This window comes from Campylobacter showae, assembly GCF_900573985.1.
Classification (GTDB): domain Bacteria; phylum Campylobacterota; class Campylobacteria; order Campylobacterales; family Campylobacteraceae; genus Campylobacter_A; species Campylobacter_A showae_E.
In genome coordinates this window covers 1,786,348-1,804,957 of the sequence record NZ_UWOK01000001.1, presented here as the reverse complement: position 1 = coordinate 1,804,957, position 18,610 = coordinate 1,786,348, and the positions used below count along the sequence as shown (strand labels likewise).

Genomic DNA, 18,610 nt, shown 5'->3' with positions numbered 1-18,610 from the left:
TTTCTCCTCTATGCCAAAGTTAAATTTAGGCTAAATAAAATTTTATCCAAATGCGTGAAAATTTAGTAAAAAAATCGCCTCAAAAGCGCGTGATATTCGCTTTTATAGCGCTTTTTAAACGAAAAAGGGTATAATGGCCGCATGAGAAAATATTTTTTGATTTTTTTACCGATTTTGGCGTTTTCTTTTAGCCTTAGCGTAAATTCGGGCGCAGAGGACGGCAGGCCCTACACCGTGATAAACATCAGCGACGAGAAGGAATTTGTCTGCAAAGAGGAGATTCTCGCCTACGACCGCAAGCTTTATTTTTGCGACGTTGCCGGCGGCGCACTGCCGAAAGTCGACGATAAAATTTTAGCCCTGGCTGAAGTGAGATTTCGCGAGGAAAAGGGCGGTATGCGCGTCTATGTCGTGCCGCGCGCGAGCTCTCGCCTGATCTCGTCTAGCGAGCCTCTTTACGGCGCGTCCACAGTGCCGTTTAGTAAAAACGGCGGCGCAGCCAAACGCCACGCTATCGTGATAGATCAAAATTTAAGCGAATTTAAAAAGCAAACAAACGTGGGGATAAATTTCGCCCCGATATTTGAGCAGATGACCGCGCCTAGCGTCGGACCGCTCGATCTAAACAAAGCCCCGATAGAAAGCGGCGATAGCAACGATATAAACATGTATCTAGACGTCAAAAAAAGCTACGACGCCAAGCGCTACGACGATACGATAGCCACGATCCAGACAGCGCTAAGGCGCTATCCAAACAGCATTTTTGCCAGCGAGTTTTTGCTATACAGACTGCGCGCTTTGGATAAAATTTTAGACTCGCAAAATAGTTTCGAGGGCCTTGGCGCGGCAGACGTCGCGAGCGAGGGTCGCGCGTGGATGAGGCGGTTCGTGTCGGACGAAAACTACCCCGAGGTGCTCTATCTCGTGACCAAAGCCTACCTCAGGCAGGAGCTTGTTAGCGACGCGAACTACACGCTAGATATCCTCATGAACGAGCATCCAAACTCAAATTTTACCAAGCTAGCAGTCCTTGAGTTTGCCGACAGGCTCTACGTCACGGGCAGACAGGACGAGGCGGTAAAGATGTACGAGGATGTGCTATACTCGGCGCAGACGCTAGACGTCGCTAGCCGTGCGGCCCTGAGCCTCGTGCAGGGCAGCATCGACAAGGCCAAATTTGACCGCGCCAAGGACTTTATGCTCAAAATTTTAAACAGAAATCAAGAGTACCTGCTAAACGACGCGTCCAAGCTAATGACGCTGGCCGGGGTATTTCACGAGAAAAATATGGACGATATCGCAGCAAGAATTTATGAAATTTTGCTCGCTCGCCTAAATAAAAACGACGATGACTACGAAACCGTGCTGAAAAATCTAGGCATCGCGCTAACCGGCACGCCTGACACGCAAAAAGCATACGAATACCTAAAAAGATACCAAAGCGAGTTTGCGGACGGGCAGTATGCCGCCATTGTGCAAAATGCGCTAGATAAGCTATTTTTCGCTAGAAACGACGAGAGTAACGCGACCAAGCTACACGAGCACTACGACGCGCTCATCGACAAATACGGAAAAACGGACGTCGGCGCTAAGGCGCTAAAAGAACAGGTCGCGCTCTATCTAAAAGAGCGTAAATTTGACTCCGTCCTGCGCTATACCCAGGCCGTGCGCGATCTAAATGATACGGACGCTAGTGCTGTCTTGGATCAGGCGGCGTTAAATTTGGCAAATGAAGCCATCCGTCAAAACGACTGCGTTACGGCTGTAAATTTGACCGAAAACTACGGCGTAGGCGAGAAAATCGGGGCTAAATTTAAGCTCTTTGACTGCTATATGCGCCTCTCTCGTTTTGCCGCCGCGCACGAGCTCGCCTCGCAAAATATCTCGACGCCCGATATGCTCGACCGCGTGGAGTGGCTCATCAAACTAGCCTCCGTGTTGATAAAGACGGAGAAGTATAACGACGCCTTGCGCGTGGCCGACGAGGCGCTGGCTATCGCGTCTAGGCAGGAGTACGCCGACGTTTCGCCCGTGCTTTTTTATAGATTTGAGGCGCTGATGGGGCTAGGTAGGCTCACCGACGCCGCCGCGACGATAACGGCCGTCGAGACGCTACGCAAAAACGACTTTAAGGTCATCGAGCTCTACGACCGCATGGCTGAGGCGACGTACGGCGCGAACGACTTTTTAAACGCGTCGGTTTACGCCAAAAAGGCGATCGATCTGCAAAAACGCCTACATATAGCCACCTTTAGCCCGAAAATCGACTTTGAGTACATCGGCTCGCTAAGCAAGCTGGATAGACTAGGCGAGGCGTTGCAAGCCGCGCAGGAGCTCGTAGATACGCGCCTAGATCCCGAAAACAGGCTGCGCGCGCTAGCTCAGATCTCGGAAATCTACATCAAACTAAAACGCGAAAGCGAAGCAAAGCCGTATCTACAGGAGTGCGTCGGCTCAAATTTGCAAAGCTCGTGGAAGGCCATCTGCGCCGAGCAGATGAAGCTCGTGGAATAATTTATCCTCTTTTGCTTTTGAAACCCGCTCAAATTTAGCCTGAAAGCTCGGGCTAAATTTGAGGTTAATCGCCATACTTTTGGCTTTGTACCGGGCCTAGGCTCGTGCGGGACGCGGCGCTATCTTTTTATCCGAAGATATTTTACGGCAAATGGGTCAAATTTAAGGCGATTTGACATTAAATTTGACTTTTTGTCTGATTAAATTTGCCAAGCGGCGGCAAAACGTAGTATTTAAATTTTAAAACGTCGCTGTTTTTGTTTCTTAAGTTTTATCTTGGAGATGTAAAAATAACAGCTAAATTTAACGCGACTAAACTATAAAAAAGCGAGCTCAAATTTGCCTTATATCTACGAAAAAATCAAATTAGACCATAAAAGAGGGCTTAAATTTGAGGGAAGATTTAGGCTGTCGTAGCTTTTTGGCAAGCTAGTTTAAATGTGACGAAGCAACGGCTAAATTTACGCCCTAAAATGCTCAAATTTAGCCGATATTTTTAGCAAATTTAGAAAATCAGCCCCTCATCGTCTTGTTTTATCAGCGTATCTTGCGCGTCTTGTTTTGGTACCGGCGAGATCTTCGTATAGACTTCGATCAAGCCCTCGTACGCAGTGTGAAAGACGCCCTCTGGCTCGATGAAAGTTTTTTGTTTTAGCGGGTACTCCTTCATATAGCTTTCCATAAATTTCTTAAACACCGGAGCTGCCGTACGTCCGCCGCCCTCGACCTTTCTCATCGGCGTATTATCGTCGTTGCCGTACCACACGACCACCTCTACTTCAGGCGTAAATCCACAAAACCACGCGTCGACGTTGTTATTTGTTGTGCCCGTCTTGCCCGCGACTTGCACGCCGTTTAGCCTAGCGCTTTGTCCCGTGCCGCGCTCCACGACCGTTTTCATCATGTCAGTCATCAGATAGGCCTGCTCGGGCTCGGTGACGAACGTCCGCTCAGGCTCAAAAACCGCTTCTAAATTTTGATAATTTATGATGCGTTTTATCAGGCTTGGCTCCACGATCTCGCCGCCGTTTGGAAACATCGAGTAAAATTTGGCAAACTCTAACGGCGAGATACCGAAGCTACCAAGCGCGATGGAAAGGTTTTTAGGGATGTTTTTAAAGCCCATTTCGGATAGTTTTTTATAAGCCGTATCAAGCCCGATCTCGTCGAGTAAATTTATCGTGGCGAGGTTGCGCGACTGACGCAAGGCCTCGCGCAGCGTGATATAGCCCTGGAAGCCGCCGCTATAGTTTTTCGGGCGCCACTCGTACTGGCTGCCTTCGTTAAAGACCCTTGATATGTCGGCAGCCTTGCTCATCGGCGAGTAGCCCATGTCTAGGGCGATCTGGTAGATAAAGGGCTTAAAGCTAGAGCCCGGCTGGCGGGTGCTCTGCGTGGCACGGTTGTAGCTGCTTTTGGCGTAGTCTACGCCGCCAACTAGCGCGAGCACCTCGCCGGTTTTTGGTAGAGTGACGACGATAGCGCCGTTTAGGATACTGGCGTTTGCGTCTTTGTTGCGTTTTAGTATCTCGTTGTAGCCGTATTTTAGCGCCTCGGACGCCATATCTTGCACCTTTAAATCAACGCTGGTTTCGATGACGTAGCCGCCGGTTTTTATATCCTCAAAGCGCTTTGAGGCCTCTTTTAGCACCTCGTCCACGATATACGGGGCTTTGTTTTGCGTGAGAGTATCGTCAAAAACTACGGGCTGCTCGACTAGCGCGGCTTTGTACTCTGCGTCGCTGATCCAACCTAGCGCGTTCATCCTTGAGATTACGTTGTTTGCGCGGCTTAGAGATAGATCTAGGTGGCGGGTCGGATCGTAGGTGCTAGGCGCTTTTGGTAAGCCCACTAGGATAGCGATCTCTTTTAGCGTGAGCTCGTCAAGCTCCTTTCTAAAGTATCCCTTCGCCGCGGTTTTTATGCCGTGATAGCCGTGTCCTAGATAGACGTGATTTAGATAGCGCTCTAAAATTTGCTCTTTGGTTAGCTCGTTTTCCAGTTTCATCGAGATGATCATCTCTTTGACCTTGCGAGTTAGCTTTTTTTCTCTGGTGAGCACCATGTTTTTAACGAGCTGTTGCGTGAGCGTGCTCGCGCCCTCGACTAGTTTGCCCGCCTTTATGTCCTTAACGATAGCTCGCGTGATGGCCTCAGGATTTACGCCGCCGTGTTCAAAAAAACTCGTATCCTCGATAGCTACCAGCGCCTCTATGACGCGCGGCGGGATGTCCTCGTATTTGACGTAGATCCTGTTTTCGTCAAAGATATTTGCGATGAGTTCGCCGTTTCTGTCGTAAATTTGAGTCGTGAGCTTTGGCTTAAAATCAATAATATTTGACGCATCAAAGGTGACTTGCGAATAAAGATAAACAAACGCCGCGCTCAGCGAAACAAAGATAATAAACAAAATAGAAGCTAGAATTCTCATAAAAACGCCTTTAAAATTTTCACGTTTAGCCCCATTGCGGTGCTAGTTTCGCCGTTTTGGCTTAGGATGTATTTTTTGTTGAAATTTTCTATCGTCATGGCTCCTGCCTTGCCCCGCCAAAGATCGCCCGATAGGTAGTTTTGCAAGTCGGCTTCGTCAAATTTGGCAAATTTATACTCGGCAAAGCTTACGTTAAAAAGCTCGAATTTCTCGCCTAAAAATATCATCGCGGTTACGATCCTAGCGACGTTGCCGCTTTGCATTTGTAGCATTTTTAGCGCCTCTTGTTCGTCTTTAGCTTTGCCTAAAATTTTACCGCCACATACTACGACACTATCGGCTAAAACTACGTTTTTTGCATTTTCATTCGCCTTTAAAAACTGCTCTTTTTTTGCCGCGACGATCTTTTGGACGTAAACGTGCGGCGGTAAATTTTTATCTACGCCGCCCTCGTCGTAGTCGAAAAAAACCTGCTCAAATTTAACGCCGTGATCTTGCAAGACCTTAGCTCTAGTGACTGAGCTCGAAGCCAAAATAATCATCAAAACTCCCTATAAGATACGCCAAGATACGCCGCCAGCAGCGCAAACGCCACGTTTAGCGGGATGAAATAATAAATCGTAACTATGAGGTTCTCGTGAAGCTCGATGTATTCGCTATTTTGTAGAGATTTTGAGGCTTTGTTTAGGCGGTACGTGACGTAAATAACGTTTAAAAATAAAAATCCCCAGATCGCCCATTTCGTCGTTAAAATCGTGTTTAGCATCGGATCGGCGTTTTTGATAGCGTTTTGTTTGGCTAGTATCGCGCCGGTTACGCCCATGACGGCGATCGAGCCGTAGATCGCGCAGCCAAGGCGCTTTAGCATGGAGATTATCGTTTGGTATTTTTGCGTGTCGCCTTCGATATTTTTCATAAAAAATTTAGCAATGAGTAAAAAATTTGCTTGAAATCCGATAAAAACAACCACGGAGAGGATGTGGATAAAGGGTAGGGCGCTGCTAATCTTTGCAAAAGCTATGTTAAATTCGGGCATTTGTCCCCTTTGATTTAAAATTTTCTCGCGCTATAGCAAATTTGACGGCGATAAGACTCGGCGCCAAAACGCGCGAATAAAATAAACTCATAAACTTATTTTTTCCTTTAAATTTTATCTCGGTTCGCAAAATGCAAATTTTGGATTTGCTTTGCGGCGTCAAATTTGGCTGTCAAAATTTTGCCTAAATTTTACGTCGCAAAAACCGCGGTCAAATTTAAGCGATTTTCTTGCATTTGACCGACGCCAAGCTTATTTTTCCAGCTTGATTTTAGCAAACTCAAACGCCTGCCTGATCGCATCCTCTATCGCAAGTACGTTTTTACCGCCTGCGGTGGCGAAATCATCCTTGCCGCCGCCGTTTCCGCCCAAAATTTGAGCCGTAAATTTGACCCATTCGCCAGCCTTTAACGGCGCGTTTTTCACGCCTGCGGCCAGAGCGATTTTGCCCTCTTCGTTTACTTGTGCGAGTAGGATCGCGGCCTTTTCGTTCTCGTTTTTAAACTCGTCTATCGTCGCCTTTATGTCGCCGCCGTCAATCACCGCAACGCAAAGCTTGGTCTCATTTACGTTTACCACGGCTAGCGCGTGCGCGTCTTTGGCTTGCTTGGTCTTGTCTTTTAGGCTCTTTATCTCAGCCTTTAGTTTTTTTACCGCATTCATAGGCTCGGCGCTTTTTAGCTCGGTTTTTAGCTCTTCGATCTCGCCGCGCCAGGCTTTTGCTAGATTTAGCGCGGCCTTAGAGCATACGGCCTCGATCCTGCGCACGCCCGCGCTCACGCCACCTTCTTTAGTTATGAAAAACGCGCCGATTTGGCTTAAATTTGCCACGTGCGTACCGCCGCAAAGCTCCTTGCTAACCTCGCCGAAGCTTAGCACGCGCACCTTGTCGGCGTATTTTTCGCCAAAAAGAGCGATAGCGCCGCTGTTTTTGGCGTCTTCGACATCCATTATCTCCGTTTTTGCTGCGATACTCTCGGCGATTGCGCTATTTACGAAATTTTCGATCTTCGTTAGCTCCTCCGCCGTCACTGCCTTTGGATGCGAGAAGTCAAATCTGAGTCTGTTTGCCTCGACGCTAGATCCGGCCTGTGCGATATGCGTTCCTAGCACGCTTCTAAGCGCAGAGTGGAGCAGGTGCGTGGCGCTGTGGTGACGCGCGATCTCGGCTCTTTGCTCGCTTACTTTTAGCTTCACGGAGTCGCCGACTTTAAGCTCTTTTTTTACTGCGACGTTTGATAAATTTAGTCCGAAAAACTTCTGCGTATCTAGTATGTCGGACGCGCCTACGATCTCGCCGCTGTCACCTGCCTGGCCGCCGCTTTGCGCGTAAAAAGGCGTAACGTCAAACATCGCCCAACCTTGCTCGCCTGCTTTTAAAATTTGAGTTTCTTTAAAATCCTCGTCAAGCAGCGCTAAAACCTTGCTCGTGCGCTCAAGCTCCTCGTAGCCGCTAAATTTGTTTTCGCCGAATTTCTCTAAAAGCACCTTAAAATCGCCCTTTGCGCTCTTGTCGCCGCTGCCTTTCCAAGCAGCTTTAGCGCGCGCTTTTTGCTCGCTCATTAGCTCGTCAAATTTTGCCTCATCGACTTTGAGTCCTTTTTCGCGTAGCATATCGGCCGTTAGATCTAGCGGGAAGCCGAACGTATCGTAAAGCTTAAACGCAGCCTCGCCGCTAAAAATATCTTTCGTGCGCGCTAGCTCGCTCTCAAAAAGCTCTAGTCCGCTTGCTATCGTGGCTAAAAATCTTTCTTCTTCGAGCCTGATTTGCTCTTTTACCGCCGCTTTTTTCTCGTTTAGGTAGGCGTAGTGGCCGCCCATTAGCTCGCAGACTTTATCGACGAGGCGGTACATAAATGGCTCTTTTATGCCCAGCAAATATCCGTGCCTGATCGCGCGGCGAAGGATGCGGCGAAGCACGTAGCCGCGGCCCTCTTTGTCAAATGTAGTGCCTTGGGCTAGCAGGAAAGTCACCGAGCGGATGTGATCGCTGATGACTCGGTAGCTAGCGCCGCTCTCATAGGCGTAAGGCTTGCCACAGAGCTTTGCGACTTCTTCGATAAGAGGCATAAAAAGCGAGCTATCGTAGTTGCTAAATTTGCCTTCCATTATCGCCGTGACGCGCTCAAGGCCCATGCCGGTGTCGATGCTCGGTTTTGGTAGCGGAGTTAGCTTTCCGTCGCTACTGCGCTCGTACTGCATGAAAACCAGGTTCCAAATTTCAAGAAATCTGTCGCCGTCACCGCCCATGTAGTCCTCAGGCGTGTTAAAGTGCTCGCCGCCTTGGTCGTAAAAGATCTCCGAGCACGGTCCGCACGGTCCCGTATCGCCCATCTGCCAGAAGTTATCGTGATCGCCGAATCTATAAATGCGCTCCTTTGCGATGTGCTGCTCCCATAGCGCAAACGCCTCGTCGTCGCTCTCGTGAACGGTGACGTAGAGGCGGTCTTTTGGTAGTTTTAGCACCTGCGTTACAAACTCCCACGCATACGCGATCGCGTCTTTTTTGAAATACTCGCCGAAGCTAAAATTGCCCAGCATCTCAAAAAACGTGTGGTGGCGCGCGGTGTAGCCGACGTTGTCTAGGTCGTTGTGCTTGCCGCCTGCGCGGATGCAGGTCTGACAGCTCGTGCGGATCGGCGGGGTAGGGCGCGGTACTTCGCCGGTAAAAATGCTCTTAAACGGCACCATGCCCGCGTTTGTAAAAAGCAGCGTAGCGTCGTTTGGCACTAGCGGCGCGGACGGGATGATCTCATGACCTTTGCTTGCGAAAAAATTTAAATAAGCCTCTCTAATATCCATCGTTTTATTCCTGATTAAAGTTTTAAAATAGGGCTGATTTTAGCATAAATTTAATAAAACTTGTTTGAGGCCCGCTATAAAAAGGCGTCGGTAAAATTTAAAAATCGCTCGCATTATCCGTTTAATTACTATTTTTTACTATAATTGTCTAAAAAACATTAAAATTTGGAAAAAAGATTATGAAAAAAAGAGTTGCGATAATAGGATTTGGAAACGACGCGAAGCACTACTATAACGAGCTTCGTCGCTCCGAACACTTCGAGCTGGCGGCGATTTTTGACGGCGTTAAAAATAGCGAAATTTGCGGACGGATTCCTTTTTACGATAATATAAACGACCTTTTGGACTCCGTGCGCATCGACGCTCTTATCGTCACTGATACGCACAAATATCTAAATTTGATACCTAAATGCCTAAATTTTATAAAATTTATCATGCTTGATCCTTGGCTTTGCAAATCAGGCGAGATAAGGGAGCTAAAATACTGCTTTAAATCCCAAAATATAGGCGCTTATGTGGCTTTTATAGATAGATTTAATCCCGTTATCGCCTCTATAAAAAAAGAACTCGCCAAAGAAAAAGATATTTTTTCGATAAATATCGCTCGAGGGTTTAGTAGGGGCGTAAATTTGCAGCTTGAAATTTTACAAAACATCGATGTTGCAAGGTTCATAACGGGTAGCGAGATAATCTTTAGCAATAAAGTTTCAATCCAAAACGACGATAAAAGAAGCGAAACCGACTCGCTTTTCCAGCTTAAATTTAAAAACCAGACGCTAGCTAGTATCCACAACTCAAAGCGCTTTAAAGCAGAACGCTTTACGATCGAATTTGCCGCGAATGGGGGCGTGTATTTCGGTGATATGCTGGGCCTTAAGCTAAACAAATACACGCTTGACGGGCAGCAAAATTTAAAGGTTTACGGCGACGTTTTGCCGATTAAAGCGCTACTAAACGAGTTTTATCAGGCATGTTGCGGCGCAAAAAGCGATCTAAGCACGCTCGAAGACGCCCTAAAGGCTCAGGAGATTTGCGAATGAGACTTATTTTGCTACTAAATATGGGCGGACCGAACGACCTTAGCGAGGTTGGAGTTTTTTTAAAAAATATGTTTAACGACCCGTATATCTTGGGGATAAAAAGCCCGCTTTTGCGCAAATTTGTAGCATTTATGATAACCAAGTCTCGCCTAAAAGCCGCGCAAAATAACTACCGTCAAATCGGCGGCAAATCGCCTATCTGCGAGCTTACGGCAAGACTGTGCGGTAAAATTTCGCATTTTTTAGACGATGATACGGCGGTAGCCTTTGCGATGAACTACACGCCGCCTTTTGCGAAAGATGTTTTGGCTGAGTTTACGGAGGCTTCGGAGATCGTCGTTTTTCCTCTCTATCCGCACCATTCGTTTACGACCGTAACGTCTAGTATAAGCGACTTTGAAAAGGCGCGAGCCGAGCTAAATTTAAAGGCGAAAGTAAAAATCATCGAGCCGTTTTTTGAGGATGAGAGATATAATGAGGTAATCGCGGACGACATCGAAAAAGCTGCGCGTAATCTAAACTCAGGCGAGATAACGCTGGTATTTTCGGCTCACTCTTTGCCGCAAAAGATGATCGATGCGGGCGACGTTTATGAGGAGCATGTCAAGCGTCACGTTCAAATTTTAACCGAAATTTTGGAAAAGCGAGGAGTTAAATTTAAGCAAATTTTGCTCGCATACCAGTCAAAGCTAGGCCCCGTAAAGTGGCTCGAACCATCGCTAAATCAGGTTTTAGCCGAGTTAAAAGACAAAAAAGCGCTCGTTTATCCGATATCGTTTTGTATCGATAACTCTGAAACCGTTTTTGAGCTGTCAAAGGAATTTCGCCATATCGCAGACGAGCTAAAATTTGATTTTTACGACGTTGTAGACTGTCCAAACGATAATGAAAAATTTGCTAAATTTATCGCAGATAGAGCTAAGGAATAAAATTTGCTTGCGATAATGTATCTTTTATAAAGGATGCGAAATGACGATCGAAGAGCAAAAATTTATCCAAAAGATTTTGGCCGAACTTGCGCAAAAAGTTGCTGAAAAGAGTGCAAAAGCGGCAAAAGAGGGCGACTTTGAACAGGAGCTCAAAAAAGCTACCGTGCAGGTAAAAACCTCTAAAGAGCCTGATGTCGAGGGGTTTAAAAGAACACTTACCGAGCTTGGCGCGGCTGGATTTTTATCGCAGATGAACGAACAAAAAATCCAGGAAAAGCTAAGCATCAAAAAAGAGGAGCTGATGGAGGCTCTAGGGCTAAATACCGATATGAAAAAAAGCCTAAGAGATGAGCTTGAAACCGTACTTGATGATCTCTTAACTAAATACGAAAAAGAGCTACGAGCTAGTTTGCAAAGCAACTCCTTGCTAGAAAAACAGCAATCTTTGCAAAATAAAAATCTGTCGATGTTAAGTACGGTTTTGGGCATCGTGTAAAATTAACGAAGTTTTAAGTCTCGACAAGCTGGCGGCGAAATTTGGGCTTGATGCCTAGTGGTTAAAGTCTTAGAAGCTTGACGAGGCTAAATTTGCATGTTTTGAGCGTGGTTGCTTATAGGGTTTTGGTTGATAAAAAAATTCATATAAAATGGCTATTTTCTCTTACAATCATCAAATTTAAAAATAGCTTTTCAAATTTGATCTTGCTAAATTTGATAACCTTGTCTTTAAAACTACATATCGGTGTTACACAAATTTGCTTATCATTAAAATTTAAGCAATGCGTCGCAAAGTCGGTAATAAATGATTGAAATTTGATTGGTAGTTTTTGTGTATTTGAAAAAGCAAGAAGGCGAGAGTTTATCTCGCCTAAATTTGATTAATAAAGTCCAAATTTGCCGTCAGAGCGCCTGTAGATCACGCGCATTTTGGCGTCCATATCGTTAAATACATAAAACTGCGCATCGCTATCTTTTAGCTTTTGCATAGCCTCCTCGATCTCTAGAGGTTTATATAGCTCAAGCTCCATAGGGATTATCTCATCTACCTCGCCTTCGTTTATATGTTCGTCGGCGATCGCAGCTCTAACCGCTTTGCCGTCGTCTTTATTTTTGACGGTTGTGTTTTTGTCGTGCTCGCGGCGAAGCACCTTTGACGCGCGCTCGAGCGCTAGATCGACTGCGGCGTAAAGGTCTTTGTCTTTTTGACATATTACTATTGTGTCTTTTCTTGCTAAATTTATCGCAAATTCAACCGTAAAGCCCTTTTTACCATTTTTTTCATCTGCCGAGATGACGCAACGCCCTGAAATGATGTCTAGATTATATTTTCCAAGAGCATCAAATGCATTCTCTACATAACCTTTTATAGAGTCTGTTAGCTCAAATTGTTTACCTACAATGCTTGTGTTCATTATATGGCTCCTTTATTAGAAATGTGCCATATTATAGCACATATTAGAGCTTTTGGATAGTGCGCCTATGGAATCTAATAGGGGTATTTGTGATATTTTGATTTGCTGTTACCGTAACATCAAGTATTACTGTGCCTTTGGATGCGTCTGTGGATATGGCGGTACCGCAACCATTAATGTCACCAAAAATTTTAATTACGTCAACAGTAGCTGTAAATAAAGATGTGTCGCCACCATCTGGCGTAAAATTTGTATCTACAATTCTTCTATTACCATTGGAATCAGGGCAGTTTGCTGCACTAAAAGTCATGCCTAGCAAATTTTGCACCGCTATCTCTGTAGCACCTTGCGCCAAAAGCTCTGCTTGCTCTCTTAAAAATATGTCGGTAGTGTGTTTTGCGGTAGCGGAAGATAAACTAAGCGCAAATGTACCAAGAGTGGCTACTAAAACCATAAAAAAGATTGCCATGACCATTGTAAATCCGCGTCTCATTAGTATATAGCCTTTGTTTTGCATACGGTAGTTTCCTCTTCACCATTACGAAGTGATCTGCCGGCATCTCTCATGCATAGTTTAAGCACTATCATACCATTTACTTCCGTGAAATTAAATCTGGTAACATTTGTGGCAATTATAGAACCATTTGAATTTTTACCATTATATTGATTGTCGGCTCCTAATAACCATGGACGATAGTTATAACGCAATACTAAATTAGAGTCGCCATTGGCAGAAGGGTCTCCGGGAACAATAGCATAAGCTGTATGGAGTAGATAGTAATACTCTGATATATCGGTTCCTTTATATGTAGGCATAGTCAAATTTGTAGTGCTACCTGTTGTAGTATTGACTGTCCCTATTGATTTTGCATTTGTCTTGTCATATCCAAATGATGTATTTACCTTTGCACCAAAGCCCCTAAAGTATATTCCGACAGTGCTGTTATTAAGTGTGGCTTTTTTGTTTGTCAGATCTGATATTGTATTGTTTGCTCTGGTTAGGTTGCTACCCGGTGTTTCTATCTTTCCACCACCACCACCTGGTGTAGCTGGTGGAGTAGTATTTGCGTTTTGAAGATCTATAAAGCCACTCCATCCCCCATCTTGAAAACTTTCATAACTATAGCTTATCCACTCTAATATAGTGTAGTCTTGATTAAGTCCTGTATCAGAGGTGGATACAAATTCCCCTGTGGGCTTTCTGCCGATTGTCGATTCTTTTATGCGAAACATAAGTCTTTTAGAGATTTGTTCTAATACTATCTCTGTTTGAGCCTCAAGAGTGTTTATTGCTCTGCTCTGTAAATAGCCTTTATATACATTTAGTATTATATCTGTGCTTAGAACGGATAAAATTCCAGTGATAGTCAAAACAACTGTTAGTTCAAGAAGTGTAAAGGCTTTTTTCATTACCATGATCTTGTATGTATAGTAGGACTATCGCCTATATTTGATGAATATGCTCTAAGTGTTATATTTATATCTGGACTAGCGTGTGCGGTTGTTGTTATTTCTATGACTTTGATATTATTATTTGCTGTTCCTGTCATGTCTTTTGTGTTAATTTCTGTCCTCATTGTTGCACTTACTATGTTATCTCTGTTGTAAGTTATAGATTCTGGATTAACTTTAAATTCTAATCCTTTTTTATCATTAAATGAGCTTATGCTTTTTTCCCCTTGAGAAGTTGCAGTTGGAGGTAGGCAGCTATCACCCGATGCAGGTGAAAACCTCCTTCTATCGGTTTCCAAAATCCCGTTTTTTGTATAGAAATTATCCGCAGGATTACCATTAAAAATAGGAGTAGGTTTACCTATAAGAGAGGTGTCGTTTACGCAACCCCATGGTGCTTTAAGTATAAGAGCTATACGTGTTTTAGTGTCCATTACGCTTTGTTGAATTATAGCTGATGTATTGTTTTTCGCATTTTGTATTATTATTGTGGGAATAGATAAAAAAACTATTCCCATAACTACAATAGAAACTACAAGCTCAAGCAAAGAAAACCCGCGCCTCATATTATCACCATTCTAGTCTTCTATTTGTTTGACTTGGTATGTCTTCTAGCTTACTTCCGCCCACCACAGAACCTACTCCGGCTTTGTTTTTGCCTTCTTTGTTTAGGGATTGTCCTCCCCATACAGTACCATCTGTAAATTCTACTATAAAATCATTTGTCTTTGCGTCTTTATCAACTTGGTTAAATAAAAGCCAAGAAGAGGCTTCCATTTTTATGGTATCAGAACCTGGAATCGAGCTTGATAAAAATATTTTTTCAATACCATCTTGTACGGATTTTTTTACAGATACATTCGTAGAAGGAGAATTTGGCTTGTAACTTTTGACTTGACCTATATCGGTGCCGTCATGTTCTGCATTGACAAACCAGTTTGCTTGATCCGGAAATAAATCGGCGGTTTTTGCTATAATATATTTGTCTGTATCGCAAAGATTGCAGTATACGCCAAAGTATACATTGTGATCAAAACCTTTTTTGGGACCAGATTTTTTAGGAGCATATACTCTTCCGTAATAAAAATTAGCCTCTGTTTCATTTGCTGTATCGGGTTTTTTGTAAGTTGCTCCCGCTACCGAATCCGCATCACTTATATTTTTAAATTCAAAAATTTTACTATTTACGGCAAAAGGGTTTCTAGGCGCAGTAATATTTTTATCAAAATTAAACCTCACTTCTCCACTTGCGATTGCCGTAGCATCACTAAAGGCTGTATTTAATATTCGATATTGACCAGCACCACCATTGCCTGTTGTTGTTTTTCTAATGTCTAAATTGGTTGTATCTTCAAAAAACAAAAGATCGTTTTTTAATTGGGCTATACCTGTTATATTATTTCCATTATTATCTATTGTATATTCAGGTATTAACTGGTCTATATCTAGTGTAAAATTTACATTTTTAGCATAACAATTTTTTGTATATAGTCTAGCTATGCTTCTTCCCGCATCATCAATTCTTGCTTGAGCATTAAACAATACTTTAGCATACATTCCTGGATCGCTTGAAGTATATGTCATATTGTTTGCAAAATTTGAAACAGTTACATTGTCTATTAATATATCATTAGGTAAGAAAGTAAAGTCAAAAGTCGATTTAATATCACAACCTATTTTTCCTTCCGTATTCGGTGTGGTGGAATTGCTACCAGCTATACAATCACCAGAGGCTCGGTCTACAAGCGTAAAAGATGAGTCTTGTAGTGCAAGTTTAGCGGGGCCTATATCCGGGTAAGAGAAATTTATTGCACCGGATTTATAAAATTTTGCTTTGCCCATATTAAAATCAGCACTTATTTTGTGACCTGCTATTTCTGATAATACACTCGAGCTTATGTTATCTTTGCATATTTCACTTGGAGTTGATTCAAATTGAACTATATCTAATGCAGGGTCCTTTCCTGGTGCTATTTCAGTAGATTTGGTTTCTAAAATTCTAGTATATCCAGTGGCTATATTATTTGTATTAAATACTGCTACAGCTCCTGTTTCGGCATAGTTTCTTCCTCCTATTAAATTCTGTAAATTTGAATCGCCTAAAAAGCTACCAGATGAAGTGTTATACATCATAAATTTTTCAGGCCTTATGGAGAATCTGTCTGAAAAACAGTTTACTATAGTCTTCTTTTTAGGCGGTGCAGTAGGATTTTGAGGGTCTATAACAGGATCTTGAGCCGGATCTATATAGGATAATCTAAATGTCAATGATGGATAAGCATTATTTATCAATAGCCTATCTTTTGGTATCTCTATAATCCCTGTACTCTTGTTAAATCTCAGACCTTCTATTTTAGGTATTATGGATCCTCCACCACAATCCTCAACTACCTCAACGCTTACATCCAAATTCTCGGATGGGCCTTTAGGGGTTTCGTTGTTTTTTAAGTTTTCGTCCATATAGACGATCTTTGTATTAAATCCTTTTCCTGCAAGCTGAGTATAAAGGTTTTCTGAATCACCTTTTTTGGCGAAATTATGATTGACCGCCTTAAATCCGGCTATATTAAAAATAGACAAGAAATAATCTTTCTTTTCGCATTTTTTTATAATTATTCCATCATTATATTTGAGATTTAATGCTTCGTTGGAGAATGTGGCTTTATAAGTACTCTCTTTAAAATTTTCATTTAATGATATATCATATTGAATAAAAGCACTGTCTGTAGGATTAAGTCTACCACCGTTTCCACTGTCGGCGCCTTGTCCTACATTAACTTTAATACCATTTGTAATCTTTTTTTGAAGATCTTTATTGTCTTTGTTATGAGAGCCGAGTATGAAATTGGAGTTTCCTACATTATACTTATGAATATATGTGCTATTGTCTTTATATGTTCCGTTTGTCGGATCTATATTTGCAATTATTGATAGCTTTTCTACTCTTTCATTTGTTTTATTTTTTATGCTAAGCTGAACTCTTAAAATATCATCTTTTTTTAAAACGGTTTTTGTTCCGCTTATTGTGCTAACTTCTTTAAAAGTTGCATCGTTATCGTTTTTTCTTTTATAAAGTAGCTTTTCTTCATAGCAAACATTTGGGACATATAAGTCTGTAGAAAATGCCACTAGCCCAACTGTAGCTTCATCTCCCATTGAAGAGCCACCGTTTGTAACAACTTTTGCACTCAATTTAGCATAGGCATTTGTTTGGCCATGGCTCATTAACTCAGAAATATCATATATATCCAAATCCATACTTGCGTTGTATATCTTGCTTGGATTCATATGTTTGTTAAATCTAGCAATAGTACTATTAAACTGAGAGCCTTTTGGGTTTATTGAATCTGCGCCAGAAACAAATACTGAATTATTATCAGAGTATTGGTCGCTTTTGTTTTTTTTCAGCTGGATATCTTCAGCTAATACCTCTTTTGCTGCACCAAACGATAAAATTGTTAAAGATGCATCAAATTTGCCGCTTATTGGAGTATAAAAATCTTTAAATTCCATTTCTGTACTAGCATCGCCATATAGAGGGGTTAAGGGTTTTATACCGTCATATATATTGATACCTTTTGGTTTCATATTATGATTTTCTGTGGTTCCAAAATCATAAACTATAACCAAAGCCCATCCTCCATAGGTAGGGGAGGCCACATTTCTATACCATACTCCGTCTAAAGGATCACTTGGATTATATAGCGACACAAAGCCCGGAACACGCGGTGGAGTGCCAGCAAAAACTTTTATGTCTCCTGCGCTAAAGGTTCTTCCTGGTGATGTTGTGCCTAATGCTTTCTTAACTATATCTGTTACATCATAGCTTGCTTGATATTGAAATCTAAAGCCCAAATTGGTAAGCGAGCCAAACCATTTCGTATCTTTTTCTAAGGCTTGTAGGGTTTTATAACTCATACCTCCGGTACTATTAGGATACCCAAATTTTATCTGATTAAATCCTTTGATATTTTTAAAGTATTCTTTTATGGTGTTTTCGTAGCTATTTTGCTCTTTCGACCACCTTTGTACTATACTTGCTCCCCAGTATAGTCTGGCAAATATTATTTTTTCTCCTGTTATTTTTCTATCTATATCTGTTCCTGTTTGATCTTTTCTGTCCGAGAAGTTAAAAGTAGCTTTTGCGGAATTTGTTCCATATGACTTATCTTCTTTTTCAAACTCTACTGTTGTTATCGATGTTTTTTCTGTTGGATTATATCTTGGATCTCGTGGTTGATAGTTGTAGTAAGTGCCTTGGTCACTATTGCCTTTAGTTTTAACTATTGAAGCTCCGATAGTCTCTATATCTCCATAGATTACTTTTTTTTCAGATCTTTTTCCTCCGATTATCTCATCTATTGTTCTTTTTGTTAAGGTTTTTTCTTCGTTATTGTCTATATATCCATCTCGACCAATGCGAGTTTTTTCTTTTTCAATGGTTGTAATATTGTGACTAAATCCGTCTTGGTCTTTGTGTGTTCCAGCAAATAGAGAGCTGCTTAATGCAAATAAAACAATCAGAACAATTTCTAACTTTTTCATTTTATATCCTTTTGTTTGGAGAAAGGCGGAATTTTATTGTTGTATAAAATCCGAAATTTTTTCAGCCTGTTTATACATCGGATATGCCCATGCATCAAGGACTATTTGCGAGAGCGTCATATTTGTCATATTGCAAACGATAGGAGCGATGAAATTTACCGTTGATGTCTCGATCGGAGTGCTTACAACCATGATGTTGTAAATCCTTAGCTCGCTTTGATCGTTTATATCCATTAGCTCCTGATAGTACGTTGGTATCTCAAATTCGTAATTTCTCAAAGCATACGGATTTATCGCGGTGAAAGATGTATCGTCGTCCATGCTTTGAAGCTTTATGAAAAACTGATCTAATTCTTTTAACTCATAACTTTTGATGTGCTCAAAGCCTAAAATCGGACTTTTGACTTGAAAAATCATATACGTCTCCTTAATTATATATTTACTTTATT

Annotated in this window: 14 protein-coding genes; 4 read left to right on the top strand and 10 right to left on the bottom strand. The window is 42.4% G+C overall.

Annotated features, from left to right (window positions below):
• Positions 1–141 precede the first annotated feature (141 nt).
• Positions 142–2,514 (top strand): tetratricopeptide repeat protein, encoded by a 2,373-nt coding sequence (locus tag EE116_RS08980; protein WP_122874126.1) that lies wholly within the window; start codon positions 142–144, stop codon positions 2,512–2,514.
• Between the two features lie 505 nt (positions 2,515–3,019).
• Here the strand turns inward: EE116_RS08980 and EE116_RS08975 are convergent.
• The 4 genes from EE116_RS08975 to alaS form a co-directional block, all read right to left on the bottom strand.
• On the bottom strand, positions 3,020–4,945 hold the full coding sequence (locus EE116_RS08975; protein ID WP_122874125.1) for a transglycosylase domain-containing protein: 1,926 nt from the start codon (positions 4,943–4,945) through the stop codon (positions 3,020–3,022).
• Positions 4,942–5,487, bottom strand: a complete 546-nt coding sequence (gene maf, locus EE116_RS08970) for a septum formation inhibitor Maf (RefSeq protein ID WP_122874124.1) — start codon at positions 5,485–5,487, stop codon at positions 4,942–4,944. The genes EE116_RS08975 and maf overlap by 4 nt, the downstream gene beginning before the upstream one ends.
• The gene (locus tag EE116_RS08965) at positions 5,487–5,981 is read right to left on the bottom strand and encodes a 3-isopropylmalate dehydratase (RefSeq protein WP_122874123.1); all 495 of its coding nucleotides are present in this window, start codon (positions 5,979–5,981) and stop codon (positions 5,487–5,489) included. The genes maf and EE116_RS08965 overlap by 1 nt, the downstream gene beginning before the upstream one ends.
• A 252-nt stretch (positions 5,982–6,233) precedes the next feature.
• Entirely contained in the window at positions 6,234–8,783 is a 2,550-nt protein-coding gene (gene alaS, locus EE116_RS08960) for an alanine--tRNA ligase (protein ID WP_122874122.1), read from the bottom strand.
• A 179-nt stretch (positions 8,784–8,962) separates the two neighbouring features.
• On the opposite strand from alaS, the gene EE116_RS08955 reads away from it, so the two are divergent.
• Genes EE116_RS08955 through EE116_RS08945 form a run of 3 tightly spaced genes read left to right on the top strand, consistent with a single transcriptional unit; the run spans position 8,963 to position 11,248 of the window.
• The gene (locus EE116_RS08955; protein ID WP_122874121.1) at positions 8,963–9,823 is read left to right on the top strand and encodes a Gfo/Idh/MocA family protein; all 861 of its coding nucleotides are present in this window, start codon (positions 8,963–8,965) and stop codon (positions 9,821–9,823) included.
• A complete protein-coding gene (gene hemH / locus EE116_RS08950) occupies positions 9,820–10,752 on the top strand; it encodes a ferrochelatase (RefSeq protein WP_206159247.1) in 933 nt (310 codons plus the stop codon). The genes EE116_RS08955 and hemH overlap by 4 nt, the downstream gene beginning before the upstream one ends.
• Positions 10,753–10,792: 40 nt before the next feature.
• On the top strand, positions 10,793–11,248 hold the full coding sequence (locus EE116_RS08945) for a response regulator (protein WP_122874119.1): 456 nt from the start codon (positions 10,793–10,795) through the stop codon (positions 11,246–11,248).
• Between the two features lie 382 nt (positions 11,249–11,630).
• Here EE116_RS08945 and hpf read toward each other — a convergent pair whose 3' ends face one another.
• Genes hpf through fliW form a run of 6 tightly spaced genes read right to left on the bottom strand, consistent with a single transcriptional unit; the run spans position 11,631 to position 18,578 of the window.
• Positions 11,631–12,164, bottom strand: coding sequence for a ribosome hibernation-promoting factor, HPF/YfiA family (gene hpf, locus EE116_RS08940; protein ID WP_122874118.1), 534 nt, complete (start codon positions 12,162–12,164; stop codon positions 11,631–11,633).
• Positions 12,165–12,207: 43 nt separating this feature from the next.
• On the bottom strand, positions 12,208–12,681 hold the full coding sequence (locus EE116_RS08935; RefSeq protein ID WP_241091674.1) for a type IV pilus modification PilV family protein: 474 nt from the start codon (positions 12,679–12,681) through the stop codon (positions 12,208–12,210).
• Entirely contained in the window at positions 12,657–13,574 is a 918-nt protein-coding gene (locus EE116_RS08930) for a PulJ/GspJ family protein (protein WP_122874471.1), read from the bottom strand. Before EE116_RS08930 ends, EE116_RS08935 begins: the two co-directional genes overlap by 25 nt.
• Positions 13,574–14,182 (bottom strand): prepilin-type N-terminal cleavage/methylation domain-containing protein, encoded by a 609-nt coding sequence (locus EE116_RS08925; RefSeq protein ID WP_122874116.1) that lies wholly within the window; start codon positions 14,180–14,182, stop codon positions 13,574–13,576. The genes EE116_RS08930 and EE116_RS08925 overlap by 1 nt, the downstream gene beginning before the upstream one ends.
• Before the next feature lie 4 nt (positions 14,183–14,186).
• Entirely contained in the window at positions 14,187–18,161 is a 3,975-nt protein-coding gene (locus tag EE116_RS08920) for a hypothetical protein (RefSeq protein ID WP_122874115.1), read from the bottom strand.
• A gap of 33 nt (positions 18,162–18,194) precedes the next feature.
• Positions 18,195–18,578 carry a flagellar assembly protein FliW gene (gene fliW / locus EE116_RS08915; protein WP_122874114.1) on the bottom strand — a complete coding sequence of 128 codons (384 nt, stop codon included), beginning with the start codon at positions 18,576–18,578 and terminating at the stop codon, positions 18,195–18,197.
• Positions 18,579–18,610 lie beyond the last annotated feature (32 nt).

Excerpts from the sequence above, each read along its gene's own strand:
- EE116_RS08980 (WP_122874126.1), top strand. The coding sequence starts at position 142 with ATGAGAAAATATTTTTTGATTTTTTTACCGATTTTGGCGTTTTCTTTT.
- EE116_RS08975 (WP_122874125.1), bottom strand. The coding sequence starts at position 4,945 with ATGAGAATTCTAGCTTCTATTTTGTTTATTATCTTTGTTTCGCTGAGC.
- maf (WP_122874124.1), bottom strand. The coding sequence starts at position 5,487 with ATGATTATTTTGGCTTCGAGCTCAGTCACTAGAGCTAAGGTCTTGCAA.
- EE116_RS08965 (WP_122874123.1), bottom strand. The coding sequence starts at position 5,981 with ATGCCCGAATTTAACATAGCTTTTGCAAAGATTAGCAGCGCCCTACCC.
- alaS (WP_122874122.1), bottom strand. The coding sequence starts at position 8,783 with ATGGATATTAGAGAGGCTTATTTAAATTTTTTCGCAAGCAAAGGTCAT.
- EE116_RS08955 (WP_122874121.1), top strand. The coding sequence starts at position 8,963 with ATGAAAAAAAGAGTTGCGATAATAGGATTTGGAAACGACGCGAAGCAC.
- hemH (WP_206159247.1), top strand. The coding sequence starts at position 9,820 with ATGAGACTTATTTTGCTACTAAATATGGGCGGACCGAACGACCTTAGC.
- EE116_RS08945 (WP_122874119.1), top strand. The coding sequence starts at position 10,793 with ATGACGATCGAAGAGCAAAAATTTATCCAAAAGATTTTGGCCGAACTT.
- hpf (WP_122874118.1), bottom strand. The coding sequence starts at position 12,164 with ATGAACACAAGCATTGTAGGTAAACAATTTGAGCTAACAGACTCTATA.
- EE116_RS08935 (WP_241091674.1), bottom strand. The coding sequence starts at position 12,681 with ATGCAAAACAAAGGCTATATACTAATGAGACGCGGATTTACAATGGTC.
- EE116_RS08930 (WP_122874471.1), bottom strand. The coding sequence starts at position 13,574 with ATGAAAAAAGCCTTTACACTTCTTGAACTAACAGTTGTTTTGACTATC.
- EE116_RS08925 (WP_122874116.1), bottom strand. The coding sequence starts at position 14,182 with ATGAGGCGCGGGTTTTCTTTGCTTGAGCTTGTAGTTTCTATTGTAGTT.
- EE116_RS08920 (WP_122874115.1), bottom strand. The coding sequence starts at position 18,161 with ATGAAAAAGTTAGAAATTGTTCTGATTGTTTTATTTGCATTAAGCAGC.
- fliW (WP_122874114.1), bottom strand. The coding sequence starts at position 18,578 with ATGATTTTTCAAGTCAAAAGTCCGATTTTAGGCTTTGAGCACATCAAA.